The sequence below is a fragment of the Achromobacter spanius genome (assembly GCF_002966795.1).
GTDB lineage: Bacteria > Pseudomonadota > Gammaproteobacteria > Burkholderiales > Burkholderiaceae_B > Achromobacter > Achromobacter spanius_D.
Genome location: NZ_CP023270.1, coordinates 529,198 through 554,732, shown reverse-complemented (window position 1 = coordinate 554,732; position 25,535 = coordinate 529,198). Strand labels below are relative to the sequence as shown.

Here is a 25,535-nt window from a genome sequence, read left to right as displayed (position 1 = left end):
CGCACACCGTTACGACGCCCCACCGACCCGATGCCGGATTGCCGCCGCCCGGGCGGCAGCAACCCGGCGGCCCCGCAGATCTCCTGCCCCGTCCACAGGTCTTACAGCGCGCAAACCAAAGACCCTGGCAGCACGGCGTCGTGGTCACCGTGGGCGCGAGCGCCGTCGATGCGCCCGAGGGAATCCGTAGGGAGCCGAAGGCGGACGAGATTCTATGGTCTTGGTCAAGCAATTGCTGGTCGCAATTTCTCTGAATCAAAGGGTTGACCTGTTCGCCATACCCCGTGCGCGATCCGCAGGAGTTTGCGGGCGATTATGACCAAGGCCGCAGTCGAGGCCAGCCCTCGAGCCCTGAGCATGGCGTAGTAATCCTTGAATTGTTCCGTGCGCGCCGCTGAGCTAGCCGCGTTGTAGAGCAATGTCCTCGCCGCTTTATCGCCCTGCTTGCTTAGCCGGCGCCGACCAACTTTTCTTCCGGATTCGTTCGGCCTCGGATCCAGGCCACAGAAGGCTACCGCCGCATCGCTGCTGGCAAATTCGATCCGGCTGAACAAGCTCGTCAGGGCAACGCCGGTTATCGGTCCTATGCCGCAGATGCCGGTCAGCAGACCGTATGTCTTGGCCCAGTCACTCTGGGCCTTAATCTTGGCGATCATTTCCCGTTCGAGTTGCTCTGACCAAGCCGTCAAACTTGCGAGTGCCTTCTTCTGATGGCTGCTTACGCAACCATGTCGCTGTGCCGACAAACGCAAGGATGTGCCTACACGGACCACCGTCGATCTCAGCGCCTGAAGTGCTCTGACTTCCTGCAATTCTGGAGATATTGGTTCGTAACGATGCAGTTTTTTTTGATGCTGCGCGATGTATTGCGCGATGACGGCGGCATCCAATCGATCTGTCTTGCCGCGATTCCCCAACGAGATTGCGTAATGATGGACGTGGGTCGGATTAAGGACATAAACCTCAAATCCGCGCTCATGCGCCGTACGAGCCAGGAGCTCTTGATAGCCTCCTGTCGCTTCCATGGCGATCACACTAGTGGCCGGCAGACGCTTTAACCAGCCCACGATGCTGGAGCGATTGTTGGGCAAGACGCCCGTCACGATCTCTCCGTCAGACGCGGCTACTTGAAGCTCAAACTTGCCGACATCGACCCCAATAAAAACGATTGAAGTTTGCATGACAGCTCTCCCTGCGATACGTTAAGTCCGCTGGGGTAGCCACGCCTCGGGCGTTACCTTGCGATCAATCGGCGGTCTCGGCCGCTAGATTCCTTATCGACGCGTGAGGCGGGGTGGGATGCTCTCGTAGTGGCAGTCCGGGTGCAACCGGCTGATGGTTGACGACGTCCCTCACCCCAGCGTCTTTCTTCTTCGAAAGACGCATTCACACCATACAAGGATGACAACGGGGCAGTCCGGAGCGAAGGCTCCGGACCGCAATCGTGGGCGATCGTGCCCACGGGGACCGCGGCGCCGGGTGACCTACGAAGATCTAAGGCACAACCCACGATCCATCAGCGGCCAAAAGAAAAGACGGCCATCAAGGCCGCCTTCCATTCATCCGATAGCCCAATCCAAAGCCATCACCCGCCCTGAATCTTCTTCACCAACGCCGTAGTAGACCGCTCAAACTCAAAAGGAATCGCAACGGCACGCCCCCCCCAACTCTTCACCAACGCAGTCTCCGGCAAAGTCTCCATATCGTAATCGCCACCCTTGACGATCAGATCAGGCCGCAGCTCCTTGATCAACGCCTCAGGCGTATCCTCGGAAAACGACGTCACCACCGACACAAACCCCAACGCCGCCAGCAACGCCGCCCGATCTTCCATGCGATTCAGCGGACGCTCCGAACCCTTCCCCAGCCGCCGCACCGACTCATCGGTATTCACGGCGACAATCAACGTCGCCCCCAACTGCGCCGCCTGATCCAGATACGTCGCATGCCCGCGATGCAGAATGTCGAACACCCCATTCGTAAACACCAGCGGCCGCGGAAAGCGGCCAGCAGCAACGGCAGCGACAAGTTCGTCGCGGGACAGGACCTTGGATTCGAAACGGGCAGCAGGCATGCGGCGATTATAGGAGGGTTCAGGCGCCGCCCAGGATGATCTCTTTTTCCTTCGGCACGATCAGCGCCGACACTTCCTTCCGGTAACGGTTCAGATCCTTCACCGTCTCAAAGCTGCGATCCATCAGCTTGGACAGAATGTGCAAAATCCGCGTCGCCACCTTCTGCTCCCACACCCCGTCGAAACGAATCTGCGTGTCCAGCCAGTGCTCCAGCCAGCCCGGCTCCGGCAGGCGCGATTGCACCGTATCGTTCGGGAACAGATCCTTGTTCACGTGCAGATTGGTCGGATGCAGCGCCTGCTGCGTGCGGCCCGCCGACGCCATCAGCACCCCGATCTTCGAGAACGCCAGACGCGCCTCTGCGCTCGTATCCTGACCGCGATCATGCAGCGCCCGGCGCATGTATTGCAGGTACGCGCCCGCATGGCGCGCCTCGTCCTGCGCCACCGTCTTGTAGATCGCCTTGATCACCGGCTCCGTGTGCCATTCGGCCGCGCGGCGGTACCAGTGGTTCAGTCGGACCTCGCCGCAGAAGTGCAGCATCAGCGTTTCAAGTTCAGGCGCCTTGTCGAATTCAAAGCGCACGTTGTGCAGCTCTTCTTCCGTCGGCACCAGATCCGGGCAGAACCGGCGCAGGTACTCGATCAGCACCAGCGAATGCTTTTGCTCTTCAAAGAACCAGACCGACATGAACGCGCAGAAATCGCTGTCGCCGCGGTTGTCGCGCAAGAACATCTCGGTGGCCGGCAGCGCCGCCCACTCGGTGATGGCGTTCATCTTGATCGTGTGGGCTTGCTCGTCCGAGAGCTTGCTGCGGTCGAAATCACCCCAGGGGATGTCGTGCGCCATGTTCCAGCGCACCGCTTCCATGGTTTTGAAGAGTTCAGGATAAAGCATTGTCTGCCCTTGTATTCGTCCCGCTAGTGGGGCTATGAAAATTGATGAATGGCGCGCGCGTTCTTATAGGCTCGGGCGCTGCATGCCACTTTGCGCAGCGCTATTTTTCGCCGTCTCCCGCGAAGCTATGATGACCGTTTCATGAATGAAACATGACAGTAAGGTCTAGATCATCGCGCCGCCTATCGGGTCAACGCCCATATTGCGACCCCGACCGCCAGCGCCAGCACGCCAACCAGCGCTGCAACCAGCCGGTTGTTCTGCTCTTGTGCGCGGCGTAACTGCATCATCTCGGCCAGCATCGCCGGCGAGACATTGGGTCGGCTCAGATGGTCATGGACCAGCCTGGGCAGAGCGGGCAGCATTTGCGACCACTGCACGGCCTCTTTTTCCAGGCTTTGCCGCAGGCCCTTGAATCCGACACGCTGACGCATCCAGCGTTCCAGATAGGGCTTGGCGGTCTTCCAGAGATCGAGGTTGGGATCGAGCTGACGGCCCAGTCCCTCGACGTTCAGCAGGGTCTTCTGCAACAGGACCAGCTGCGGCTGGATTTCAACATTGAAACGGCGCGAGGTCTGGAAGAGCCGCAGCAGCACCTGCCCCAGCGAGATTTCCGACAGCGGCCGGTCAAAATACGGTTCGCACACGGCGCGCACCGCGCCCTCCAGCTCTTCCTCGCGCGTATCTGGCGGCACCCAGCCCGATTCAATATGCAGTTGCGCCACGCGGCGATAGTCGCGGTGGAAGAAGGCCAGGAAATTCTGCGCCAGGTAATTCTTATCGAACTCCGACAGCGAACCCACGATGCCAAAGTCCAGCGCGATGTAGCTGCCCAGCGTGCCGGGGCGGTCCGACACGTAGATGTTGCCCGGGTGCATGTCCGCGTGGAAGAAACCGTCGGTGAACACCTGCGTGAAGAAGATCTCCACGCCAGTGCGCGCCAGCGTCGGGATGTCGATGCCGGCCTCGCGCATGCGCTCCACCTGGCCGACCGGCATGCCGTACATGCGCTGCATCGTGAACACGGTGGAGGCCGTGTATTCCCAGATGACCTCGGGCACGATCAGCATGTCGCCACGGCCGGATTCCGGGCCGAAATTGCGGCGCAGCTGGCTGCAATTGGAGGCCTCGCGCACCAGGTCCAGTTCGTCGTGCAGGTACTTGTCGAATTCCGCGACAACCTCGCGCGGCTTCAGGCGTCGGCCGTCGGCGCCCAGTCGCTCGATGATGCGCGCCACGACCTTCAAGAGCGACATGTCCTTTTCGATGATGCTGAGCATGCCCGGACGGAGCACCTTGACGGCGACCTCACGGCCATCGTGCAGCACCGCGAAGTGGACCTGCGCGATGGACGCCGACGCCACCGGGTCCACGTCGAACTGCGCGAACAGCTTCTCGGGCGGTGCGCCCAGCGCCGCCTCGATGCAGGCGGCCGCCTGCGCGGACGGGAACGGCGGCACACGGTCCTGCAGCAACGCCAGCTCGTTGGCGATGTCGGCGGGGATCAGGTCGCGGCGGGTGGACAGCACCTGCCCGAACTTCACGAAGATGGGGCCCAGCGATTCCAGCGCCAGACGCAGCCGCTGGCCGCGCGGCGAGCGCGGACGCGTGCCCAGGCGCATGACGCGTAGCAGGCACGTGGCCAGCGGGTGATTCAGGCTGGACAGGACCAGCTCGTCCAGGCCGTAGCGCAGCGAGACGACGATGATGCGAAAGAGGCGCAGCAAGGGGAACATGGATCAGGCGCCCCGCTTTGCGCCGGCCGAGGCCAGGCGGGTTTGCAGCGCGGCCGCCGACCGCGCCAGCGCATCGGCGCGCGCGTTCAGGTCGGCCAGGTCCAGGCGCCATTGCTCCAGCGCCGGGCGGCCCGCCAGCACGCCGCTTTCTTCGGACAGGTATTCAGAAACATTCTCGGCCAGCCGCTGACCCGCGTTGCAGGCCCCGCCGGCCACCGCACGCGCGCCGCCCACGATGCGCAGCGCGGCAATATCGCCCACCACGCGGGCAAGCGCATCTTCAGGATCCCACCGCAACTGCTTGGACAGGTCCGCCACCACCTGCGCCAGCGCCGCGTCGCCAGAGATGTGCGTGGCCTCGGCGAAATCGGGCTTTTCGTGCCCCGACCCCAGGCGCGGCAACGGCAGCTTGTCCGGCGACACGGTCAGCGTGACGTCGGGCACCACGGCCGGGTCTGCCTGATCGGCCAGCCCGTCGCTATCAATGGACAAGCCCAGCGTGAAGCCGCCCATGACGAAGCGCACCGTCTTGCCGGCGTGCCGCGCCAGGCGTTCGCGCGCCCAGTCCTCACGCCGCAACAGGGCGTTCAGCGCGCTGACGGCCAGGCGCTTGGGGGTGGGCAGGAACGAAAAAGGCAGCATGGCGGTTGCGAAGTCCCCAGGGGACTTGCCGAAGTTGATAGGTAAATCGGGAGTGTAACGGGTTAGATGGGAGCCTGTTTTGCGGAAGGCACATGAAAAACCGGCCCTTTGGGGGCCGGTTCATGCGGACGCCGTGACGGCGTCCGCGGCAGAGGGCCGGTCGAGCCGGACCGCCAGGGATTAGCTGGCGTTTTCCACCGGGATCTGCTGGATGCCGGCCAGCAACCAGCCGCCATTGGCCGGCTTGAACAGGTTCCAGACTTCTTCGAAGCGGAAAGCCTCGGTGCCCGGGGCCTCGCGCAGCATGCCCGAGAAGCGCACGCTGGCCAGGTGACCGTCGGAGACGGTCTCGATGCCCAGCATCTCGGCGTTCAGCAGGACCACTTCGGTCTTGTTGGGCGCCGCGCCGCGCTCAGCCAACTGCGGCTTGAGTTCGGTGATCAGGTCGTCGGTCAGGAATTCACGCAGACCGTCGGTGCTGCCGCTGTCCCAGACGGCCTGGATGCGGACGAACTGTTCCTTGGCTTGCTTCAGGAAGGCCGGCGTGTCGAAATCGCCCGGCACGAACCAGTTGTTGTCATCGCCCGCCTTGGGCAGGACGGCCGGCGGCTCGATGGGAGCGGCGGCCACCGGTGAGGCGGCTGCGGGTGCGGCGGCGCCCGGCTTCAGGGCTTCACGCCACATCGGCTGCTGTTGCTGGCCCTGGGCGTTGTTGTTGCCCCCGAATGCGCCCTGGGTGGCAGTGCGCGGACCGGCGCCACGCAGGCGGCGGATGATGAACATGACGGCAAAGACCACGGCGGCGATCAGCAGCGCGGACGACAGGAATTCCAGGAACGCGCCCGACAGGCCCATGCTGGAGAGCAGCGCGGCGATACCCAGACCGGCGGCGATGCCGGCGATGGGACCCAGCCAACGCGAAGCGCCGCTCTTGGCGGCGGCGCCCGCTGCGCCGGCCGTGGCGGCACCGGCGGCTGCCGGCGCTGCGGTGGCGCCCGCGGTGTTGCTGTTGGCAGCCGGCGGCGTGGTGGCCTGGCGCTGCGTCGTGACGTTGGAGGATTGACGGCCCACGCTGGAGCCGCCGCCGGCGCGACGGGCTTCGGCGTCAAACGACGCCGTCACCAGCGCAGCGCCCGAAACGGCGATGAGCGCTGCCGCGACAAAGCGCGAAAGACAGAATTTGGACATAGGTTTGCTCCCTCGTACTCGCGCCCCCGCTGCCCCGAGCAACGGGAGGGCCTCGCAATACGCGAGACCATCTGCGCGACTTTTCTTACAGTAATCTGAATGGCGTAAGAATAACGGACAAGCCGCCGCCCCACAAGTTCCCCGCGGGATGGCGAAACACGCCGTGGACGCCGGGCCTCAGCCCAGGCGCACGCCTTCGTGCAGCGCGGCGATGCCGGCTGTCAGGTTGAAATATTGCACCCGCTCCAGGCCGGCGGTGCGCAGCATGTCGGCCAAGGTGTCCTGGTCGGGGTGCATGCGAATGGATTCGGCCAGGTAACGATAGCTGGCCTCGTCCTTGGCGATCTTCTTGCCCAGCCACGGCAGCACGTTGAAGGAATACCAGTCGTATGCCGGGGACAGCGGCTTGGCGATGCGCGAGAACTCCAGGACGAGCAGCTTGCCGCCCGGCTTGAGCACCCGGGTCATTTCGGCCAGGGCACGGTCCTTGTGGGTCATGTTGCGCAGGCCGAAGGCCACGCTGACGCGGTCGAAGTAACCGGTGGGGAACGGCAGGCGCTCGGCGTCGCACACGGCGGTGGGCACCAGCAGGCCGGCATCGGTCAGGCGGTCACGGCCCACGCGCAGCATGGAATCGTTGATGTCGGTCAGCCAGACCTCGCCCGTGGGGCCGGCGCGCTTGGCGAACGCGCGCGCCAGATCGCCCGTGCCGCCGGCGATGTCCAGCACCTTCATGCCGGGACGGATGGCGGCGCGGCCGATGGTAAAGGCCTTCCAGACGCGATGCAGGCCCGCCGACATGAAATCGTTCATGACGTCGTAGCGCTGGGCGACTGAATGGAAGACTTCGGCGACCTTGCGGGCCTTTTCGCCTTCGGGGACCGACTGGAAGCCGAAGTGCGTGGAGGTCGAGCCGGAACCGGCGGATTGTTGCGATTCGGAGGGGTTTTGCATGGTGAATTCCCGATATATCGGTCAATGGTAGCCTATCGGGCGCGCGCCTGCGGCGAGCCGGACCCGCCAATTGACGCGCTGCGGTCACATACCTGAAATATTGCGGCCATACTATCGCAATGTTCGCGCCGCGCCGGCGCTCAGAAGTGTGCCCAATTCGACATGTCCAGCACCATCCTCGTCGTCGAAGACGAACCCGCCATCCAGGAACTGATCGCCGTCAACCTGTCCTTCGCTGGCCACAAGGTGCTGCGCGCCTTCGACGCCGACCAGGCCCAGACGCTGATCCGCGCCGAGCTTCCCGATCTGATCCTGCTCGATTGGATGCTCCCGGGAACCTCCGGCCTGGCCATGGCGCGCAAGCTGCGCAACGACGAGCGCACCCGCGCCGTCCCGGTCATCATGCTGACCGCCAAGGGCTCCGAACAGGACAAGGTGGACGGCCTGGAGGCCGGCGCCGACGACTACATCACCAAGCCCTTCTCGCCCAAGGAGCTGATGGCCCGCATCAAGGCCGTGCTGCGCCGCCGCGCGCCGCAGCTGACTGACGACGTCATCGACGTCGGCGGCCTGAAGCTGGATCCGGTGACGCATCGCCTGTCGGGCAACAGCCAGTCCCTGCAGATCGGCCCCACCGAATTCCGTCTGCTCCACTTCTTCATGACGCACCCCGAGCGCGTGTTCTCCCGCTCGCAGCTGCTGGATCAGGTGTGGGGCGACCACGTCTTCGTGGAAGAACGCACGGTCGACGTGCACATCCGCCGCCTGCGCAAGGCCCTGGAACCCAGCGGCCACGACGCACACGTGGAGACGGTCCGCGGCAGCGGCTATCGGTTTACGGCACAGCTCCCGACGCGGTAAAACTGGCGCACGATGATCTGGCTGCGCACTCTTATATTTGTCGCCCTGTGGGCGGTGGTTGCCTTATTGGCGCAATGGCTTATTGGAGATCCCGCGGGCTGGGTCGTCTTTTCGGCCTCGCTGACCGCCATGCTGCTGTGGCGCAGCTGGCGGCTGACGCTGGTCTCCCGCTGGGCCCATCAACCCGACTCCGCCCCGCCCGCCTCCGTCGGTCCCTGGGACGATATTCTTGCCCCGCTCTATCGGTACACCCGCGCCCGCGCGCGTGAACTGGCTGAAACTCGCGACACGATGCAAGGCATGCTGGCTGCTGCCCAGGCCCTGCCCGACGGCGCCGTCACGCTGAACGAAGACTTTCAGATCGACTGGTGCAACCGCATGGCGCGCCAGCATCTGGGCCTGCGACTGCCGGCGGACCGCGGGCATAACCTTCTGAACCTGCTGCGCGCGCCGGAATTCGTGGAATACGCGCATCGCCCGTCGTGGCCCGAGCCCATTCTGGTGCGGCTGGGGCAGCAGGGCCAGGAACGGCTGATGATGATGCAGCTGACGGCCTACGCCAGCAATCAGCGCCTGCTCATCACCCGCGACGTCACGCAGATCGAGCGTCTGGAAACCACGCGCCGCGACTTCGTAGCCAACGTCTCGCACGAACTGCGCACGCCGCTGACGGTGCTGGCGGGCTTTCTGGAAACGCTGCGCGACATGCCCGACGACGCGCTGCCGCAAGAGCAGCGCGAGCAGTACATCAACATGATGCACGAGCAGGCGCACCGCATGCAGGCTATCGTGGAAGACCTGCTGACGCTGTCCACGCTGGAATCGTCGCCGGGCAGCGATCCGCGCGCGGTCAACATGGGCGCGCTGCTGCAGAAGGCGCGCCAGCAGATCGAGGCGCTGTCGGGCGGCCGGCACCAGCTGGTCTGGCACATCGACGAAACCCTGGACGTGCTGGGCGCCGAAAACGAGCTGACGTCGGCCCTGTCCAACCTGCTGACCAACGCCGTGCGCTACACGCCCGACGGCGGCACCATCACCGTGCGCTGGGAACGCGAGTCCGAAGGCGGCGCGCACTACAGCGTGCAGGACACCGGCATCGGCATTCCGGCGCGCCATCTGCCGCGCCTGACCGAACGTTTCTACCGCGTGGACCGGGGCCGCTCGCGCGCCGTCGGCGGCACCGGCCTGGGCCTGGCGATCACCAAGCACATCGCCATGCGGCACGACGCCGAACTGCTCATCACCAGCGAACCCGGCAAGGGCAGCGTCTTCTCGCTGCGCTTTCCCGCCGATCGCATCGCCATCGCCGAAACGGCCTGATTCCCACCCGTGCGGGCGCCTGACGGCGCTCTGCGGGTGGTAAATTTTTGGCCATGCGCATCCTGGTCATCGAAGACGAACCCAAACTGGCCGACTACCTGAAAAAGGGATTGTCGGAACAAAGCCACGTCGTGGACGTGGCACGCGACGGCGTCGACGGCCGCCATCTGGCACTGGAGGGCGCGTACGACCTCATCGTGCTGGACGTCATGCTGCCCGGCGTGGACGGCTTCGAGGTCCTGGCCTCGGTGCGCGCACGCAAGGACACGCCGATCCTGATGCTGACCGCCCGCGACGCGGTGGAAGACCGGGTTCGCGGCCTGGAAGGCGGCGCCGATGATTACCTCGTCAAACCCTTCGCATTTTCCGAGCTGCTGGCCCGGGTGCAGGCGCTGCTGCGCCGCGGCCGATCGCAGGAACCGACGCTGCTGCGCCTGGCCGACCTGGAGCTGGATCTTGCCAGCAGGCGCGCCCAGCGGGGCGGCCACCGCCTGGACCTGACCGCCAAGGAGTTCAGCCTGCTGGCGCTGCTGCTGCGCCGGCAGGGGCAGGTGCTGTCACGCACGACCCTGGCCGAACAGGTCTGGGACATGAACTTCGACAGCGACACCAACGTCATCGACGTTGCCGTGCGGCGCCTGCGCGGCAAGCTGGACGATCCCTTCGACACCAAACTGCTGCACACCGTGCGCGGCATGGGGTATGTGCTGGAATCGCGCGACGCCCCCAGTGGCAGTCCCCGATGATCCGCCCGCGCGTGCGTTCCATGCAGGCGCGGCTGACGCTGCTGTTGGGCGCCATCGCGCTGCTGGTTTCAAGCCTGGCCGGGGCCACGCTGTTCTGGGCGCTCAAGCGCGAGGTCGAGCGCCAGGAGATCACCGAAGTCAGCGGCAAACTGGAACTCATCGACCACCTGATCGACATGCAGAACAGCGCCAGCGGGCTGCACGAGCTGGCGGCCACCTTCGACCAGATGCGCGCGGGGCAAGGCCAGCTCGGCATCTGGATCGTGGACGCGCAGGGCCACGCCGTCTACGGTGGCGAACCGCCCGAGACGCTGGCGTCGCCGGACGGCCGCCAGATCCTGCTGGAAACGCCCGATGGCGCCCGCATGCGCGGCCTGCGTGTCGCCATGAACGATCGCATCCTGCCCGGCGCGCAGTTGACCGTGGCGGTCAGCACGCGAACCAGTTCGCAATTTCTTTATGCCTACGGCACGGCCCTGGCGCTGATCTGCGCGCTGTGGGTGGGCGCCACCGTCGTCCTGGCGGCCTGGGCCGTGCGCCGCAGCATGGCGCCGGCGCGCAAGCTGTCCGGGCAGGCCGCGGACATCCAGCCCGACAACCTGGCGCGCCGACTTCCGCTGGAAGACACCGACCGCGAACTGCATGATCTGGTGCGCTCCTTCAACCGCACGCTGGACCGGCTGCAGGCGGCCTACCAGCAGATGGAGGGTTTCAATGCCGACGTCGCGCACGAACTGCGCACGCCGCTAGCGACCCTCATCAATGGCACGCAGGTCATGCTGTCCGCGCCACGCGACGCGGCCGAGCTGCGCGACGCGCTGGAATCCAATCTGGAAGAGCTGGAAGACCTGAAGACGCTGGTCAACGACATGCTGTTTCTGGCCCGGGCCGACCGCGGCGAACGCGCGGCCGACCTGGCCCCGGTGTCGCTCGCCGCGGAAGCGCGGCGCGTCGCGGAATACTACGAGGCCACGCTGGAAGAACATAACGTGCGGCTACGCTGCGAGGGCGACGCCACCGTGGCGGCCAACCGGGGACTTGCGCGCCGCGCGCTGGCCAACCTGATCTCCAATGCGATCAAGGCAACGCCGCCCGGCGGCGAGATCGTGCTGACGTGCACGCGCATCCCCAACGGCGCGCGGGTCGCGGTCCGCAACCCGGGCCCGCCCATTCCGGCCGCGGACCTGCCGCGCATCTTCGACCGCTTTTTCCGCGCAGGCCCGACGCGCGCCCCGCGCAGCGAAGGCCATGGCCTGGGTCTGGCCATCGTGCGCGCCATTGCGCACATGCATGGCGGCCAGGTCGATGCGGTGTCTGACACCACCGGCACCGAGATCGGCATCACGCTGAAGGATCCGGCGCCGGCCGCGAACATGACAAAAACGTAATCTGCGCGACAGGATCGGGTCACCCCCGGTTTCTTAAAGTGCCATCACGCTCATTCCCTTTGCAAGGACTCACGTGAAAGGCACTCTGGTGAAAGGCACTCTGCTACACACTTCGTTCGCCGCCCTGGCGCTCATGCTGTCCGTCGCGGCGTTGGCCGCAGGCGATCACGCGCATGGCGACCACGCGCAGCCCGCCGCCGACGCGCCCATCGGCACGCCGGGCGATCCGGGCCGCGTCACGCGCACGGTCGAGATCGACATGAACGACGCCATGCGCTTTTCGCCCGGCAGCATCGACGTCGAGGCCGGCGAAACCGTCCGTCTGAACGTGCGCAATTCCGGCAAGATCCGGCATGAACTCGTGCTGGGCACCGATGCCGATCTGCAGGCGCACTACGCCATGATGATGAAAGACCCCGGCATGCGGCACGAGGAACCCAATGCCGTGTCGCTGGAAGCCGGCAAAAGCGGCGAGATCGTGTGGCGCTTCGATAAGGCGGGCACGGTGTCGTTCGGTTGCCTGGAGCCCGGCCACTATGCCGCGGGGATGAAGGGCTCGGTATCGGTGCTGTGACGCGTCCCGCGCTATCCTTTGAACGAACTTTTTTCGCCTGGAGCATCATGAACATCGCCCGTCTCACACGCTGCCTGGTCCTCGCCGCCGCCCTCGGCGCCCCCGCCGTCGTGGCCGCGCAGGCGCCCGTGAAAGTCGAAGTCTGGAAGACGCCCACCTGCGGCTGCTGCGAAGACTGGGTCAAGCACATGCGCGACAACGGCTTTGAGGTCATCACGCACGACGTCGACGACACCGGCCCCATCCGCCGCAACGCGGGCATGGCCGACTACGGTTCCTGCCACACCGCGATGGTGGACGGCTATGCGGTCGAAGGCCACGTGCCGGCCAGCGACGTGCGCCGGCTGCTGCTCGAAAAGCCCGACGCGGCGGGTCTTTCCGCCCCCGGCATGCCGCTGGGATCCCCGGGCATGGACGGCCCGGAATACGGCGGGCGCAAGACACCGCATGACGTCGTGCTGGTCGACAAGCGCGGCGGCGCCAAGGTTTTTCAGGCCTATCGCTAAGCCTGGCCTGAAACAATTCATCCACAACGCCTCAATGGCTACTCCTTGCACCGCAGCAAAAATGGTCCACAATAAATAATTACGTTTCTCACCCACCCCTTGGCAGTCATGGCACAAATCGTCCTGTTCGAGAACATCCACCCGAGCGCCCGCGCCGTCTTCGAGGCCGCCGGCTACACCGATATCGTCACGCATGCCGCGGCCCTGCCGCCGGCGCAATTGCACGACGCCCTGCGCGGCGTGCAAGTGGCGGGGATCCGTTCTCGCACGCACCTGGACGCCGCCCTGCTGTCCGGCAACCCCGATCTGCGCGTCGTCGGGTGCTTCTGCATCGGCACGAACCAGGTCGACCTGGACACCGCCATGCAGCGCGGCATTCCGGTCTTCAATGCGCCGTTCTCCAACACGCGCTCGGTCGCCGAGCTGGTGCTGGGCGAGGCCATCCTGCTGCTGCGCCGGATCCCCGAAAAGAACGCCCGGGTGCATCTGGGCCACTGGGACAAGAGCGCCGCGGGCGCGTTTGAGACGCGCGGCAAGACGCTGGGCATCGTCGGGTACGGCAACATCGGCTCGCAGATCAGCACCCTGGCCGAAAGCCTGGGCATGCGCGTCATCTATCACGACGTCGAGGCCAAGCTGCCGCTGGGCAACGCCCGCCCCGCCGGCACGCTGAACGACCTGCTGGAACAGGCCGACGTCGTGACACTGCACGTGCCCGGCGGCAAGTCCACTGAAAACATCATGAACGCCGAGACCATCGGACGCATGCGTCGCGGCGCCATCCTGATCAACGCCTCGCGCGGTGCGGTCGTGGACATCGACGCGCTGCACGCGGCGCTGAAATCCGGCCACCTGGCCGGCGCGGCGCTGGACGTGTTCCCCACCGAGCCCAAGAGCGCCGACGAACCGCTGGCCAGCCCGCTGATCGGCATGCCCAACGTCATCCTGACCCCGCACATCGGCGGCAGCACGCAGGAATCCCAAGAGAACATCGGCCGCGAAGTCGCTGAAAAGCTCGTGCGCTTCCTGCAGGCCGGCACCACCAAGGGCGCGGTCAACTTCCCCGAACTGCCGTTCCTGGAACAGGCCGGCGGCACGCGCATCCTGCACGTGCACCGCAATGCCCCCGGAGCACTGGGCGCGCTGGACAACCTGATGGCCCAACATGGCCTGAACATCGTCAGCCAGACCCTGCAGACGCGCGGCCAGATCGGCTACGTGATCACCGACGTGGAGGGCCAGGTCGACGACATCGTCATGACGGCCTTGCGCGACCACCCTATCACGGTCCGCTGCGACCGGCTGTAAGGCAAAAGCCCCTTCGGGGGCTTTTTTATTGGCTGATCAGATTGCTTGGGCGGGTGTCAGCACGGGTGTCAGCCCACCCCCGAATCACCCGCCGCCCGATGCAAACACTGCGCGATCTTCTCGCGAACGCTGCCAGGGTCGAACGGCAGGCGGCCAATGATGCCGATCTCCCGGTGAAACGCGTACTCGTCCAGCGGCAGCAGCCGCAACCCCGTCATGTCCAGCCGCCGCAGCCTGGGCAGCAGCGCCACGCCCAGCCCGTGCCGGACCATTCCCGCGATGGCCTCGATCTCGTCGAGCTCCACGGCTTCATGCACGGTGATCCGGTGCTTCTTCAGAAATACATCCACCACCCGACCGCCGAATGAGGCGCGGTCGTAGCGGATGAAGGGCTGGGTCGCCAGCAACTCCCGCCAAGGCGCGACCGGCATGGATTCGGGCATGGCCAGCATCACCGGCTCACTCATCAGCGGCTGCCATCCCAGCTCGGGCGGCAAGGCGAAAGGCGGGCGGATCAGCACTGCCAGGTCGACTTCGCCGGCGTCCACCTGTCCCAGCAGCGACAGCGACACACCTGGCACGATCCGTACGCGCACGTCCGGATAGACCGCGCGAAACTCGCCCACGGCATGGACCAGCAGATCCTGCTGCACGGACGCAATCGCCCCGATGCGCAGCAGCCCGCTGACATGGGCGGCGCCGGCCGACGCGGCCATGCGCTCGGCCATGGCGACCAGCTCTTCAGCCTGGGGCAGCATCTCGCGGCCGTGCGCGTTCAGCAGGGCCGCGCGCGGACCGCGGTCAAACAGCGTGACGCCCAGATATTCCTCCAGGCGCCGGATCTGGGCGCTGACGGCGGACTGCGTGAGTCCCAGCTGCGCCCCCGCGCCGGTGAAGGTGCCATCCCGCGCCACGGCGATGAAGGTCTTGAATTCCTTGAGCACAATCAATTTTTTCGATGCTAAGACTCGAAAAATATCGTTTTGCTATAAAAAAAACAATACCTAAACTACGTCCTGGTGCTAATGCCGACGCGATTGCGGCGGTCGCCCACCCCGAACGATCATTTTTCCTTTGCCTGACCCGGAGCCTTGCATGTCCGCTCAAACCAACCTGCCGCCGTTCCACCTGGCCTTCCCCGTGCGGGACCTGGCCGAAGCCCGCGCCTTCTACGGCGAAAAGCTGGGCTGTCCGGAGGGGCGCAGCTCCTCCGAATGGATCGACTTCAATTTCTACGGCCACCAGATCGTGGCTCACCTGGCGCCCAGCGAGTGTGGCCACAAAGCCACCAGCGCGGTCGATTCGCACAATGTGCCCGTGCGCCATTTCGGCGCCGTGCTTTCCATGGAACAATGGGAAGCCATGGCCAAGCGCCTGACCGACGCCAAGACCGAGTTCGTCATCGAACCCTACATCCGCTTCAAGGGCGAGGTGGGCGAACAGGCCACCATGTTCTTCCTGGATCCGTCGGGCAACGCGTTGGAATTCAAGGCGTTCAAGAACATGGATTCGTTGTTCGCCAAGTAACCCGTCACTACAGGTTTCGTGTCGTTGAACGTAAATTCAGACCCACTTTCTCCGGCCGAAACCCGCTGGCGCATCCAGCCCCAGGGTGATCGCTGCCTGATCATTTCCTTCGGCGAACACATCGACGCCGCCACCGGCCGCACGTGCCTGGCGGCTGCCCGCAAGCTGCGCGACGCGCGGCTGCCGGGCGTCACCGATGTCGTCCCCTCCTTCGTCGCCGTGGCCGTGCATTACCGGCCCGGCGGACAAGGCGAAGGCCCCACCTACGCCTCGCTTTCCGAGCACATCCAGGCCTTGCTGGCCGGCGGCATTCCCGCGGGTGATGCGGGCGGACGCGAGGTCGACATTCCCGTCTGCTATGGCGGCGAACACGGTCCCGACCTGGCCGAGGTCGCCCGCGCGGCGCGCATCTCGCCCGACGCCGTCATCCAGTTGCACAGCGAACCGCCCAGCATGGTGTTCATGCTGGGATTTGCCCCCGGCCATGCCTATCTGGGCGTGCACGACGAAAAACTGAACATTCCCCGCCGCCCCTCGCCCCGCACCGCCGTGCCGCCGGGCGCGGTGGCCATCGCCAACCGCCAGACCGTGATCTACCCGAACCGGCTGCCTGGCGGCTGGAACATCATCGGGGCCACGCCGCTCGTCATGTTCGACCCGGCCCGAGAACCCGCCGCCCTCTTGCAGCCGGGCGATACGGTGCGCTTCGTGCCGATTTCGCCGGACGAATTCGACCGCATTCGGGGGAGCCAACCATGAGCGTGACGGTGATCAAGCCGGGCATGCTGTCCAGTTTCCAGGACCGCGGGCGCGAAGGCTACCAGCATCAGGGCATTCCCGCCGCGGGCGCCATGGACGAGCGCGCCCACCGGCTGGCCAATGCCTTGGCAGGCAACGAGGGCGACCCGGCCACGCTGGAAATCACCCTGACCGGCCCGACGCTGCGTTTAGACACGCCGGCCTGTTTTGCGCTGGCCGGCGCCGACCTGGGCGCCACGCTGAACGGCCAGGACATTCCCCTGCTGCGTCCGCTGATTGCGCGGGCGGGCGATGTGCTGGCCTTCGGCGCGCGGCCCGCCGCCGGCGTGCGCGCCTACCTTGCCGTGCATGGCGGGTTTGCGCTGACGCCCGTCATGGGTAGCGAAACCACATACCTGCGCAGCGGATTCGGGGGCTTTGAAGGACGCGCGCTGGCCAAGGGCGACGTCGTACCGCTGCGCCGCCCGCTGGCGCCGGACCGCGATGCCGCCGACTTGCAGAAGGCGCTGTGGAACGTGCGCGTCTATCTACCCGCTTCGCTGGGCAACAAGCAGCGCGAATTCATCCGCTTTCTGCCCGGCGTGCACTGGCCGGAGTTCTCGCAAAGCAGCCGCCGCGCGTTTTCTGAGTCGGACTTCCGCATCAGTCCGCAGTCGGACCGCATGGGCTACCGCCTGCTCGGCCGGCCGCTCGTCATGAACCAGCCGCGTCAGATGCTGTCGGAAGCGGCCTGTTTCGGCACCGTGCAGGTGCCGTCGGGCGGCGAGGCCATCATCCTCATGGCCGACCGGCAGACCACCGGCGGCTATCCCAAGATTGCGCAGATCGCGACCGTGGATCTGCCCGCGCTGGCGCAATCCGCGCCCGGCCAGACACTGCGTTTCCAGCGGATCGAGCTGGAAGAAGCGCAGCGCCTGGACGGCGAGCGCGAGCGCGCGTTTGCCCAACTGCACGGCGCGCTGGAACCGCTGCGCGCGCTGCTGGCCTAGAAAGGAACCCGTTATGACCACCCGCATCGACCTGAACTGCGACATGGGCGAAAGCTATGGCGCCTGGACCATGGGCAACGACGCCGCGGTGCTGCAATTCGTCAGCTCCGCCAACATTGCCTGTGGCTTTCACGGCGGCGACCCGGCCACCATGCGCAAGACCGTGGCCGCGGCATTGGCGCGAGGGGTCGCGCTGGGCGCCCACCCCAGCCTGCAGGACCTGGCGGGTTTTGGCCGCCGCGTCATTCAGATCAGTCCGGACGAGGCCTATGACATCGTCGTGTACCAGATCGGCGCGCTGGCCGGCGTGGCGGCCTCGCAAGGCGCGCGGCTGCATCACGTGAAGGCGCACGGCGCCCTCTACAACATGGCGGCCAAGGACGAGCCGCTGGCAAAGGCCATCTGCCAGGCGGTCAAGGACGTGGACGCCTCGCTGATCCTGTACGGCCTGGCGGGCAGCAAGCTGATCGATGCGGCGCGCGCCATCGGCCTGGCCAGCGCCAACGAGGTCTTCGCGGACCGCTCGTATCAGAACGACGGCTCGCTCACGCCGCGCACCCGCGCGGGCGCCATGATCGAAGACGTGGAGATTGCGGTGGCGCAGGTCGTGCGCATGGTGCGTGAAGGCCTGGTGCGGTCGGTGGACGGCAAGGACGTGCCGGTGCAGGCCGACACGCTGTGCATCCATGGCGACCAGCCCAATGCGCTGGTCTTCGCCGATGGCATCCGAAGCGCCCTGCAGCAGGCCGGCATCGAGGTGCGCACGCCGCCCCGCGGCTGAAGGCCGCTGTCCGGGGCCCCGGGGCTGAGAAGCCCCGGCGAATCCCGGGCCAGACTCCTAGACCGAATCCAGCGACGCCTCGCGGTAGGCGCGCAGGATCTCCGGCAGCACTTCCACCACATACCGGCGCGTCAGTTCCGCCGCTCGGTCGAAATCCCGGCTGCCGAGCGCCTGGATGATGCCGTCCGTGTAGGCCGGTATCTGATTGGCCTCGAGCGACTGCCGGGCCAGCATGTAGCCCAGCGGTTCGATCTGTTCGTACAGCTTGCTGAGCATGCTGGTCAGCGGAGCGTTGCCGGTGTAGCGGGCAGCCGCCAGGTAGAAGTCGCGCGATGCCGCGATGAAACCGCGCGCGTCCAGCCGGTCCATGGCCGCGACGATAACCTCGTGCAGCGTGCCCAGCTCGGCCACCAGCGCGCCGACATCGGGCATCTCCGCGACCTGCCGGATGCAATAGGCTTCCAGCTCCGCGCGGAGCATGTACAGATGGCGGATCTGGGTCTCGGTATAGAGGGTGACCCGAAAGCCCTTGCGCTGGATATGCGTCACCAGCCCGCTCAGCTCCAGCAGACGCATCGCCTCCCGGATGGGGCTGCGGCTGGTGCCGAAACGCTGTTCCAGTTCCTGTTCCCGTAACGGCTGCCCGGGCCGGATAGTGCCGTTCACTATCAACTCACGAATCTGTTCCTGTAGGAAATACGGAATCGTGGCGGGCGCTTTGACATCCAATGGGCTCCCCTTCTACTGCGTACGCAAGCTATGAGACCGTGACAAGATACTAGAAATCTATTGAAACAGAAATAGAAATAAAGTTTCAGACGGCGCGCACGGCGACGCCCGGCCCGCTCTGGGCAGTGCCGGAAGGTCAAATTTGCCCGCGTTGCGCGCTCAGTCCCAGTCGTCGCGGTAGACGAATTTGGGCATCTGCCAGTTGAAGCGCAGCGCCATGAGGCGCATGGTCAGGCCCGCCGCCAGCGCGATGGGCACCGAGGCATTGGCCGACAGCCCGAGCGACATCGAGCCCAGATACAGCGCGCCCGTCACCAGGGACACGCTGGCGTAGAGTTCCTTGCGGAACAGCAGCGGCACCTCGTTGCAAAGGACGTCGCGCAGCACGCCGCCGGCGCACCCGGTGATCATGCCGCTGATCAGCACCACGGTGATCGGCAGCTGCATCATCTGCGCCACCTGGCAGCCGATGACCGTGAACGCGACCAACCCCAGCGCGTCGGCCAGCAGAAACACGCTGCGCAGCCGGCGCATGACCGGGGCGATCAGCGCGGTCAGGATGGCCGCGCCGCCCGTCATCCACAGGTATTCGGGGTGGACGACCCACGTCAGCGGATAGTGCCCCAGCAGCACGTCGCGCAGCGACCCGCCTCCCAGCGCCGTCACGCACGCGATGATGCACACGCCCATCCAGTCCATGTCGCGCCGCCCCGCCGACAGTGCCGCCGTCATGGCTTCGGCAACGATGGCGACCAGGTACAGCGTGTGCAGCAGGGCAGGCGACAGATCGGTAAACATAGGCGGGGCGGTAGCTTGGGCAGGTGCCATTGTATTGAGCCTTGCCCGCGGACGCGCCATTGCCTGCGCGCGCATCATCCCGTACCCTCAAACCTGCGTTGACAACGATCAACTCCAGTCTCGTTTCGCGGCGAGACAATGGAGACGTGCCCGACCGGGCGCTATTGGGCCAGGCAGCGCGGACGCGGGAGCCGCCCCTCTGGCCGTAACCGGGAGATTAGGTATGACCCAGCAAATTGGCCCCATCCTTCTGGCCACCGACCTGAGTGCGCGCGGCGACAGAGCCCTCGACCGCGCGCTGCAGTTGACCAAGGAACTGAACACCAAGCTGATCATGCTGCATGTCATGGAGTCCCATGCCACGCCGCTCACCACCCCCGTCTGGCGCCGTCTGTCGCCGGATCACAAGGCCCTCGTCGAACGCGAACTCGCCGAAGACGTCGCCGCCGCCAACGTGCCGGCGGAAGTCGTGGTCACCAAGGGCGACCCCGTCGCCAGCATCATGGAAACCGCAGACGCGTATGGCTGCTCGCTGATCGTGGCCGGCATCGCCCGCCAGGAAACGCTGGGCCGCCTGCTGCTCGGCACCACCGTCGAAAAACTGGCCCGCCAGGCGCGCCAGCCCGTGCTGGTCGTCAAGAACCGCCCCCGCAGGCCTTATCGCGACGTGCTCGTCGCCACCGACTTCTCGGATGGCTCGCGCCAGGCGCTGCGCGCCGCGCTGCAACTGGTGCCCAATGCGGACATCACTTTGTTCAACGCGTATGAGGTGCCGTTCCAAAGCGTGAGCAAGCCGGACGACGGTGTGGTCGACAATCTGTACCGAACCGCCGAACAATGCGCCGAGCGCTTCATTGCCGAGACGCCCGAACTGCCCAAGGGCCGCCCGACCAAGGTGGTGCTTGAAGCCGGCCAGCCGGAAACCGTGCTGTCCGATTATTCGTTCAACCACCGGTCCGATCTCGTCGTCACCGGCACCCATGGCCGCACGGGCATCCTGCGCACCGCCATCGGCAGTGTGGCCGAGCGGCTGCTGGAATCCCTGCCCAGCGATGTGCTGATCGTCCGGCTGAGCGGCGAAGAGTAAGTTTTTCGCCAGCAAAAAGGCGGCGCTTGTGCGCCGCCTTTTTTTGATTGGCCTGTCTTCGCTTCGCAAGGTGTCAGACACCTTGAAGGGTGGGTTACGCGTCGCCCTGCTTTTCCATGGTTTCGATCGTGCCGCGCAGCATCCGCAGCAGCACCAGCCCCGGCACGGCGATGACCACCGTTACCAGGAAGAATCCCGGCCATCCCAGATGCTCGACCAGGGGCGGCGTCAGCGGGCCGGCCAGATAGGTGCGGCCCACGGCCGACAGCGCCGACAGCAGCGCGAATTGCGTGGCCGAGAACCGTTGGCGGCACAGCGCCATCAACAGGCCCACGAACGACGCCGTGCCCAGACCGCCGCACAGGTTCTCGATCCCCACGCCGGTTGCCATCAGCCACAGGTTCTTGGGGCTGACCGCGATCAGCCAATACGCCAGGTTGGACACCGCCTGCAGCAGGCCGAAGGCCATCAGAGACCGGTACAGCCCCCAGCGCGACATCAGCGTTCCGCCGGCCAGCGCGCCGATGATGGTGGCCGCCAGCCCCAGCACCTTGTTCACGGTGCCGACTTCTGTCGGCGTGAACCCCGCGCCGCGGATGAGAAACGTGGTGGACAAAGCGCCGGCAAACGCGTCGCCCAGCTTGTACAGCACGATCAGCAGCAGCACCGCCATCGCGCCGCGGCGCGTGAAGAATTCATGCAGCGGCTCGGCCACGGCCTCGCGCAGGGTGCGCGGGGCACGCGCGACGTGTTCGGGTTCGGGCGCCAACAGGGTGGCCACCGCGCACAGCAGCATCATCCCGCCCATCAGGACGTATGTGTTGCCCCACCCTATCCACTGGTCCGCCATGATGAGCGCCAGGCCGCCCGACACGATCATCGCCAACCGGTAGCCCATGACCTTGATGGCCGCGCCTGCGCCGCGTTCGTCCTTGCGCAGCACGTCGGTGCAATAGGCATCGAAGGCGATGTCCTGCGTCGCCGACAGAAAGGCGACCAGCACGGCCAGCAGCGCCAGCGGCATCAGCGCGGATGACGGCGACATCGCGCCCATCGCCATGATCGCCACCGCCAGCAGCAACTGCGTCACGAGCATCCAGCCGCGGCGCCGGCCCAGCAGAGGCGGCGCGAAACGATCGACCAGCGGCGCCCAGAGAAATTTGAGGGTGTAGGCCGTGCCTACCAGGGTGAGGAAACCGATTTCCTGCAGCGGAACGCCTTCGACGGTGGCCCAGGCCTGCAAGGTGCCGCTGGTCAGGGCCAACGGCAGCCCGCTGGCAAAGCCCAGCACCAGCAGAGGGGCAACGCGGGGGCTGGTGTAGACGTTGGATACAGCGGTGATGACGGTCTCCTGAATTGGCCGGCGGCGTCACGGGCGCTGGCCGCGGGCTTGCGGCATTTTAGGGCCTGTTGCCCCGCGCCGTCAGGAGGATGCGTGTCGGAATGTCAGGGCGATGAATGTCAGGGCGATGCGAAGCGATACACCGCCAGCGTGCTGCGCCAGCTTGGGAACAGCCGCACTTCCTTGCCTTCGTTGAACGTGGCGCGCTCCAGGATGCGCACGTCCACTTCCCCGGCAAGCTGTTCGAAGTCGCGCAGCGTGCACAGGTGGATGTTGGGCGTGTTGTACCACTGGTACGGCATCTGCCCCGTCACCGGCATGCGGCCGCGCAAGATGGCCCAGCCGTGCGGCCAGTAGCCGAAGTTGGGAAACGACACCACGCCGTAGCGCGCCACACGGGCCATTTCGCGCAGGATGTGTTCGGTGCGGTGCATGGACTGCAGCGTCTGCGACAGCACGACGGTGTCGAACTGCTTGTCGTCAAAGAGCGCCAGGCCGTCTTCCAGGTTCTGCTGGATGACCTCGACGCCGCGGCGCACGCAGGCGATCACGCAGGTGTCGTCGAGCTCGACACCGGCGCCCTTGACCTGGCGATGGTCGCGCAGGTGCGCCAGCAGCGCGCCGTCGCCGCAACCCAGGTCCAGGACGCGGCTGCCTGGCTCGATCCAGCCGGCGATGCGCGCCAGGTCGGGCCGCAGCGCGCTGTGGGCATAGCGGGGAGTCACGGAAGTCATTCGGAGCGTCCTTCAATCGAGGCGGCGGCTTGCAGGCCCAGCTCGCGCGCGATGCGTTCGTAATAGCCACGGACGACCGCGTGATAGCGCGCGTCTTCCAGCAGGAAGGCGTCGTGGCCGTGCGGCGCGTCGATCTCGGCGTACGTGACGGGGCTGGCGTTCTTGAGCAGCGCGCGCACGATCTCGCGCGAACGCTCCGGCGGGAAGCGCCAGTCGGTCGAAAACGACACCAGCAGGAAATTGGACTTTGCGGGCGCCAGCGCGCGAGCCAGATCGCCGCCCGTGGTGCGCGCCGGATCGAAGTAGTCCAGCGCGCGCGTGATCAGCAGATAGGTGTTGGCGTCGAAATAGCGGGTGAACTTCTCGCCCTGATAGCGCAGGTAGGACTCGACCTCGAACTCGACGTCGTAGCCGTACCGGTACGCGCCGTTCTCGGCCGGTGCGCGCTGGGCGCGTCCGAATTTTTCGGCCATGTCGTCATCGGACAGGTACGTGATGTGGCCGATCATGCGCGCGACCGACAGGCCGCGGCGCGGCACGGTGTCCTGCGCGTAGTAGTCGCCGCCGTGGAAATCCGGGTCGGTGATGATGGCGCGGCGGGCCACTTCGTTAAAGCCGATGTTCTGCGCGGACAGGCGCGGCGTGCTGGCGATGACGATGCAGTTGGCCACGCGCTCGGGCAAGGTGATGGACCAGCTGAGCGCCTGCATGCCGCCCAGCGATCCGCCCATCACCGCCGCGAAGCGTTCGATGCCGAAGTGGTCCGCCACCCGCGCCTGCGCCCGCACCCAGTCTTCCACCGTCAGCACCGGGAACGCGGCGCCCCAGGGCTTGCCGGTGTCGGGGTTGAGGCTGGCCGGCCCGGTCGAGCCGAAGCACGAGCCCAGGTTGTTCACGCCGATCACGAAGAAGATATTGGTGTCCACCGGCTTGCCGGGGCCCACCATGTTGTCCCACCAGCCCAGGTCGGTTGGGTTGTCCGCGGCTTGGCCCGCCACGTGGTGCGAGGCATTGAGCGCGTGGCAGATCAGCACGGCATTCGTGCGCTGCGCATTGAGCGTGCCGTAGGTTTCGACAGCCAGTTCGTAGGACGCAAGCGATTGGCCGCTAAGCAGCGGCAGCGGTTCGTCGAAACGAATGAACGTGGGGGAGACGAGGCCGACCGAACCGGGATCAACGGTATCGGAAGTCGTGACGGTTGCGGGGACGAACCCGCTGGCCGAATCACCGGCCAAATGTTGGGCAGGAGTGGTCATACGGACCTCTTTAGCTGGATTTATTGGAAGGCGCCCGCAAGCGGATCAGGCAAATCGGCGCCGAAAATTGGGTAGTGCGGCAGGAATTCTAGCACTGCTACGCGCCGGCTTCCCAGGCCTCCTGTCCCAGATACTCGTAGCGCTCGGTGTTCACGCGGGACACGCGCCACTCCACCGGCTGGCGGTTGTACGAAAACGCGATGCGGCGGATCTCCAGCAGCGGGCTGCCCTCGGCCACGCCCAGGCAGCGCGCCTGCGTGCGTTCGGCCAGGCAGGTGCGCAGCCGCTCGTCGGTGGCGATGACGTTGACGCCGAACAGGTCCTGGTACAGCGCGTAGAGCGTGCTGGTGCGTTCGCGCAGATGCGCTTCAAGCAGCCCCGGAAAGCGCGATTCGGGCAGGCACACCTCGTCGGCCATGACCACGTCGCCGTTGAGCGACAGCACGTTCAGGAACTCGAACACATGGGCGCCCACGGGCAATTCAAGCTTTTCGCGCGCGACTACTGAGGCCTTCACGCGCCGGAAGCGCAACAGCTCGGTGGTCGGATAGGACTTGCTGCCGTCCTGCCCGACGATGCGGAAGAACTTGAAGAAGTGATGGTTGCGCGTGTGCACCGCGACGTAGGTGCCGCGCCCCTGATGGCGCACCAGGATGTTCTCGGCGGCCAGCTCGTCGATGGCCTTGCGCAAGGTGCCGATCGACACGCCGAAGCGCTCGGCCAGATTTTTTTCGGGGGGGATCGCATCGCCCTGCTTCCACTCGCCTTGCGCCAGCGCGGCAAGCACGGCCTGCTTGACCTGTTCGTACAAGGGACTGCCCAGGGGCACCGTCGGTGACAGGCTGGTATTCATGGGTGCATCGCAAAAATCGTGGACCTCCAGTGTAGCGGCGGGTCGATCGTTCGCTCAAGTCATGTATGTCATCTATATGATTTAGTTGACTTCAGAAAAAGCCAGGCCTAAGATTTCCTGGCCGTTGTGATCCGCGCCGCGTGCAGCACCCGGGCGGCGCCCCTGACTCAGAGAGGAAGACAATGATTCACGCCGTATTGCACGATGCGAAGGACACGGTGGCGGTCGCCGTGGTGGAAGGCCTGACCGCCGGAACGGAGCTGAACGCCTGGATCATGGATGAAGACAAGATCATCCATGTGCGCGCGTCGCAGGACATTCCCATCGGCCACAAGGTCGCGATGAAGGACATGGCCGTGGGCGACACCGTCTTCAAGTACGGCGTCGACATCGGCCGCGTGGTGGCGCCCATCCAGGCCGGCCAGCACGCCCACGTGCACAACATCAAGACCAAGCGCTGGTAAGCGCCCGTCCATCGCACAGGA

Annotated in this window: 27 protein-coding genes and 1 riboswitch; of the genes, 13 read left to right on the top strand and 14 right to left on the bottom strand. The window is 65.7% G+C overall.

Annotated elements, in window-relative coordinates:
* Positions 1-224: 224 nt before the first annotated feature.
* The 7 genes from CLM73_RS02520 to ubiE all read right to left on the bottom strand — a co-directional run bounded on the left by CLM73_RS02520 (position 225) and on the right by ubiE (position 7,492).
* Positions 225-1,181: an IS110 family transposase gene (locus CLM73_RS02520; protein ID WP_105237183.1), complete on the bottom strand. Its 957-nt coding sequence runs from the start codon at positions 1,179-1,181 to the stop codon at positions 225-227.
* A 404-nt stretch (positions 1,182-1,585) separates the two neighbouring features.
* Entirely contained in the window at positions 1,586-2,074 is a 489-nt protein-coding gene (gene rfaE2, locus CLM73_RS02515; RefSeq protein ID WP_105237182.1) for a D-glycero-beta-D-manno-heptose 1-phosphate adenylyltransferase, read from the bottom strand.
* Between the two features lie 19 nt (positions 2,075-2,093).
* Positions 2,094-2,972 (bottom strand): ferritin, encoded by an 879-nt coding sequence (locus CLM73_RS02510; RefSeq protein WP_105237181.1) that lies wholly within the window; start codon positions 2,970-2,972, stop codon positions 2,094-2,096.
* Positions 2,973-3,154: 182 nt separating this feature from the next.
* A complete protein-coding gene (gene ubiB / locus CLM73_RS02505; RefSeq protein ID WP_105237180.1) occupies positions 3,155-4,708 on the bottom strand; it encodes a ubiquinone biosynthesis regulatory protein kinase UbiB in 1,554 nt (517 codons plus the stop codon).
* A gap of 3 nt (positions 4,709-4,711) precedes the next feature.
* Complete coding sequence (locus CLM73_RS02500) at positions 4,712-5,350, bottom strand: ubiquinone biosynthesis accessory factor UbiJ (protein ID WP_105237179.1); 639 nt, start codon at positions 5,348-5,350, stop codon at positions 4,712-4,714.
* A gap of 180 nt (positions 5,351-5,530) precedes the next feature.
* Positions 5,531-6,538, bottom strand: coding sequence for a Tim44 domain-containing protein (locus CLM73_RS02495; RefSeq protein WP_105237178.1), 1,008 nt, complete (start codon positions 6,536-6,538; stop codon positions 5,531-5,533).
* Between the two features lie 177 nt (positions 6,539-6,715).
* Positions 6,716-7,492, bottom strand: coding sequence for a bifunctional demethylmenaquinone methyltransferase/2-methoxy-6-polyprenyl-1,4-benzoquinol methylase UbiE (ubiE, locus tag CLM73_RS02490; RefSeq protein WP_105237177.1), 777 nt, complete (start codon positions 7,490-7,492; stop codon positions 6,716-6,718).
* Between the two features lie 162 nt (positions 7,493-7,654).
* Between ubiE and phoB the strand changes: the two genes are divergently transcribed.
* From phoB to serA, 7 genes are all read left to right on the top strand, one after another.
* Positions 7,655-8,353 (top strand): phosphate regulon transcriptional regulator PhoB, encoded by a 699-nt coding sequence (phoB, locus tag CLM73_RS02485; protein ID WP_006227196.1) that lies wholly within the window; start codon positions 7,655-7,657, stop codon positions 8,351-8,353.
* Between the two features lie 12 nt (positions 8,354-8,365).
* The gene (phoR, locus tag CLM73_RS02480) at positions 8,366-9,673 is read left to right on the top strand and encodes a phosphate regulon sensor histidine kinase PhoR (protein WP_105237176.1); all 1,308 of its coding nucleotides are present in this window, start codon (positions 8,366-8,368) and stop codon (positions 9,671-9,673) included.
* Positions 9,674-9,726: 53 nt separating this feature from the next.
* Positions 9,727-10,419, top strand: coding sequence for a heavy metal response regulator transcription factor (locus CLM73_RS02475; RefSeq protein ID WP_105237175.1), 693 nt, complete (start codon positions 9,727-9,729; stop codon positions 10,417-10,419).
* The gene (locus CLM73_RS02470; protein WP_105237174.1) at positions 10,416-11,807 is read left to right on the top strand and encodes a heavy metal sensor histidine kinase; all 1,392 of its coding nucleotides are present in this window, start codon (positions 10,416-10,418) and stop codon (positions 11,805-11,807) included. Before CLM73_RS02475 ends, CLM73_RS02470 begins: the two co-directional genes overlap by 4 nt.
* A 133-nt stretch (positions 11,808-11,940) precedes the next feature.
* Complete coding sequence (locus CLM73_RS02465; RefSeq protein ID WP_105241353.1) at positions 11,941-12,381, top strand: cupredoxin domain-containing protein; 441 nt, start codon at positions 11,941-11,943, stop codon at positions 12,379-12,381.
* A 47-nt stretch (positions 12,382-12,428) separates the two neighbouring features.
* Positions 12,429-12,887: a DUF411 domain-containing protein gene (locus tag CLM73_RS02460; RefSeq protein WP_105237173.1), complete on the top strand. Its 459-nt coding sequence runs from the start codon at positions 12,429-12,431 to the stop codon at positions 12,885-12,887.
* A 108-nt stretch (positions 12,888-12,995) separates the two neighbouring features.
* On the top strand, positions 12,996-14,195 hold the full coding sequence (serA, locus tag CLM73_RS02455) for a phosphoglycerate dehydrogenase (RefSeq protein WP_105237172.1): 1,200 nt from the start codon (positions 12,996-12,998) through the stop codon (positions 14,193-14,195).
* Positions 14,196-14,263: 68 nt separating this feature from the next.
* Here serA and CLM73_RS02450 read toward each other — a convergent pair whose 3' ends face one another.
* Positions 14,264-15,139, bottom strand: coding sequence for a LysR family transcriptional regulator (locus CLM73_RS02450; RefSeq protein WP_105241352.1), 876 nt, complete (start codon positions 15,137-15,139; stop codon positions 14,264-14,266).
* Positions 15,140-15,290: 151 nt separating this feature from the next.
* Here CLM73_RS02450 and CLM73_RS02445 point away from each other — a divergent pair, with 151 nt between their 5' ends.
* The 4 genes from CLM73_RS02445 to CLM73_RS02430 are packed head-to-tail and all read left to right on the top strand — an operon-like array spanning position 15,291 to position 18,251.
* On the top strand, positions 15,291-15,722 hold the full coding sequence (locus CLM73_RS02445) for a VOC family protein (RefSeq protein WP_105237171.1): 432 nt from the start codon (positions 15,291-15,293) through the stop codon (positions 15,720-15,722).
* Between the two features lie 24 nt (positions 15,723-15,746).
* Positions 15,747-16,481, top strand: a complete 735-nt coding sequence (pxpB, locus tag CLM73_RS02440; RefSeq protein WP_105237170.1) for a 5-oxoprolinase subunit PxpB — start codon at positions 15,747-15,749, stop codon at positions 16,479-16,481.
* Positions 16,478-17,470, top strand: coding sequence for a biotin-dependent carboxyltransferase family protein (locus tag CLM73_RS02435; RefSeq protein ID WP_105237169.1), 993 nt, complete (start codon positions 16,478-16,480; stop codon positions 17,468-17,470). Before pxpB ends, CLM73_RS02435 begins: the two co-directional genes overlap by 4 nt.
* A 13-nt stretch (positions 17,471-17,483) precedes the next feature.
* On the top strand, positions 17,484-18,251 hold the full coding sequence (locus tag CLM73_RS02430; protein ID WP_105237168.1) for a LamB/YcsF family protein: 768 nt from the start codon (positions 17,484-17,486) through the stop codon (positions 18,249-18,251).
* A gap of 57 nt (positions 18,252-18,308) precedes the next feature.
* On the opposite strand, the gene CLM73_RS02425 is transcribed toward CLM73_RS02430, so the two are convergent.
* Together CLM73_RS02425 and CLM73_RS02420 are read right to left on the bottom strand one after the other, a co-directional pair.
* Positions 18,309-18,923, bottom strand: coding sequence for a GntR family transcriptional regulator (locus CLM73_RS02425; RefSeq protein ID WP_234015876.1), 615 nt, complete (start codon positions 18,921-18,923; stop codon positions 18,309-18,311).
* A 216-nt stretch (positions 18,924-19,139) separates the two neighbouring features.
* Complete coding sequence (locus CLM73_RS02420; RefSeq protein WP_056564767.1) at positions 19,140-19,778, bottom strand: trimeric intracellular cation channel family protein; 639 nt, start codon at positions 19,776-19,778, stop codon at positions 19,140-19,142.
* A gap of 223 nt (positions 19,779-20,001) precedes the next feature.
* On the opposite strand from CLM73_RS02420, the gene CLM73_RS02415 reads away from it, so the two are divergent.
* Complete coding sequence (locus CLM73_RS02415) at positions 20,002-20,865, top strand: universal stress protein (protein WP_105237166.1); 864 nt, start codon at positions 20,002-20,004, stop codon at positions 20,863-20,865.
* 94 nt (positions 20,866-20,959) lie between these two features.
* On the opposite strand, the gene CLM73_RS02410 is transcribed toward CLM73_RS02415, so the two are convergent.
* The 4 genes from CLM73_RS02410 to CLM73_RS02395 form a co-directional block, all read right to left on the bottom strand.
* A complete protein-coding gene (locus CLM73_RS02410) occupies positions 20,960-22,207 on the bottom strand; it encodes a muropeptide transporter (protein WP_105237165.1) in 1,248 nt (415 codons plus the stop codon).
* Between the two features lie 119 nt (positions 22,208-22,326).
* Positions 22,327-22,941 carry a methionine biosynthesis protein MetW gene (metW, locus tag CLM73_RS02405; RefSeq protein WP_105237164.1) on the bottom strand — a complete coding sequence of 205 codons (615 nt, stop codon included), beginning with the start codon at positions 22,939-22,941 and terminating at the stop codon, positions 22,327-22,329.
* A complete protein-coding gene (gene metX, locus CLM73_RS02400) occupies positions 22,938-24,197 on the bottom strand; it encodes a homoserine O-succinyltransferase MetX (protein WP_199778239.1) in 1,260 nt (419 codons plus the stop codon). The genes metW and metX overlap by 4 nt, the downstream gene beginning before the upstream one ends.
* Positions 24,187-24,268: riboswitch (SAM riboswitch) on the bottom strand. Its footprint overlaps the gene before it by 11 nt.
* Positions 24,269-24,294: 26 nt before the next feature.
* Positions 24,295-25,050 carry a GntR family transcriptional regulator gene (locus CLM73_RS02395; RefSeq protein WP_105237162.1) on the bottom strand — a complete coding sequence of 252 codons (756 nt, stop codon included), beginning with the start codon at positions 25,048-25,050 and terminating at the stop codon, positions 24,295-24,297.
* Positions 25,051-25,232: 182 nt separating this feature from the next.
* Here CLM73_RS02395 and CLM73_RS02390 point away from each other — a divergent pair, with 182 nt between their 5' ends.
* Entirely contained in the window at positions 25,233-25,514 is a 282-nt protein-coding gene (locus CLM73_RS02390; RefSeq protein ID WP_056564777.1) for a UxaA family hydrolase, read from the top strand.
* Positions 25,515-25,535: the final 21 nt, after the last annotated feature.

What these genes read in the sequence shown, in the direction of transcription:
- CLM73_RS02520 (WP_105237183.1), bottom strand. Translation starts at nt 1,181, where the DNA reads ATGCAAACTTCAATCGTTTTTATTGGGGTCGATGTCGGCAAGTTTGAG.
- rfaE2 (WP_105237182.1), bottom strand. Translation starts at nt 2,074, where the DNA reads ATGCCTGCTGCCCGTTTCGAATCCAAGGTCCTGTCCCGCGACGAACTT.
- CLM73_RS02510 (WP_105237181.1), bottom strand. Translation starts at nt 2,972, where the DNA reads ATGCTTTATCCTGAACTCTTCAAAACCATGGAAGCGGTGCGCTGGAAC.
- ubiB (WP_105237180.1), bottom strand. Translation starts at nt 4,708, where the DNA reads ATGTTCCCCTTGCTGCGCCTCTTTCGCATCATCGTCGTCTCGCTGCGC.
- CLM73_RS02500 (WP_105237179.1), bottom strand. Translation starts at nt 5,350, where the DNA reads ATGCTGCCTTTTTCGTTCCTGCCCACCCCCAAGCGCCTGGCCGTCAGC.
- CLM73_RS02495 (WP_105237178.1), bottom strand. Translation starts at nt 6,538, where the DNA reads ATGTCCAAATTCTGTCTTTCGCGCTTTGTCGCGGCAGCGCTCATCGCC.
- ubiE (WP_105237177.1), bottom strand. Translation starts at nt 7,492, where the DNA reads ATGCAAAACCCCTCCGAATCGCAACAATCCGCCGGTTCCGGCTCGACC.
- phoB (WP_006227196.1), top strand. Translation starts at nt 7,655, where the DNA reads ATGTCCAGCACCATCCTCGTCGTCGAAGACGAACCCGCCATCCAGGAA.
- phoR (WP_105237176.1), top strand. Translation starts at nt 8,366, where the DNA reads ATGATCTGGCTGCGCACTCTTATATTTGTCGCCCTGTGGGCGGTGGTT.
- CLM73_RS02475 (WP_105237175.1), top strand. Translation starts at nt 9,727, where the DNA reads ATGCGCATCCTGGTCATCGAAGACGAACCCAAACTGGCCGACTACCTG.
- CLM73_RS02470 (WP_105237174.1), top strand. Translation starts at nt 10,416, where the DNA reads ATGATCCGCCCGCGCGTGCGTTCCATGCAGGCGCGGCTGACGCTGCTG.
- CLM73_RS02465 (WP_105241353.1), top strand. Translation starts at nt 11,941, where the DNA reads ATGCTGTCCGTCGCGGCGTTGGCCGCAGGCGATCACGCGCATGGCGAC.
- CLM73_RS02460 (WP_105237173.1), top strand. Translation starts at nt 12,429, where the DNA reads ATGAACATCGCCCGTCTCACACGCTGCCTGGTCCTCGCCGCCGCCCTC.
- serA (WP_105237172.1), top strand. Translation starts at nt 12,996, where the DNA reads ATGGCACAAATCGTCCTGTTCGAGAACATCCACCCGAGCGCCCGCGCC.
- CLM73_RS02445 (WP_105237171.1), top strand. Translation starts at nt 15,291, where the DNA reads ATGTCCGCTCAAACCAACCTGCCGCCGTTCCACCTGGCCTTCCCCGTG.
- CLM73_RS02435 (WP_105237169.1), top strand. Translation starts at nt 16,478, where the DNA reads ATGAGCGTGACGGTGATCAAGCCGGGCATGCTGTCCAGTTTCCAGGAC.
- CLM73_RS02430 (WP_105237168.1), top strand. Translation starts at nt 17,484, where the DNA reads ATGACCACCCGCATCGACCTGAACTGCGACATGGGCGAAAGCTATGGC.
- CLM73_RS02420 (WP_056564767.1), bottom strand. Translation starts at nt 19,778, where the DNA reads ATGTTTACCGATCTGTCGCCTGCCCTGCTGCACACGCTGTACCTGGTC.
- CLM73_RS02415 (WP_105237166.1), top strand. Translation starts at nt 20,002, where the DNA reads ATGACCCAGCAAATTGGCCCCATCCTTCTGGCCACCGACCTGAGTGCG.
- metW (WP_105237164.1), bottom strand. Translation starts at nt 22,941, where the DNA reads ATGACTTCCGTGACTCCCCGCTATGCCCACAGCGCGCTGCGGCCCGAC.
- metX (WP_199778239.1), bottom strand. Translation starts at nt 24,197, where the DNA reads ATGACCACTCCTGCCCAACATTTGGCCGGTGATTCGGCCAGCGGGTTC.
- CLM73_RS02395 (WP_105237162.1), bottom strand. Translation starts at nt 25,050, where the DNA reads ATGAATACCAGCCTGTCACCGACGGTGCCCCTGGGCAGTCCCTTGTAC.
- CLM73_RS02390 (WP_056564777.1), top strand. Translation starts at nt 25,233, where the DNA reads ATGATTCACGCCGTATTGCACGATGCGAAGGACACGGTGGCGGTCGCC.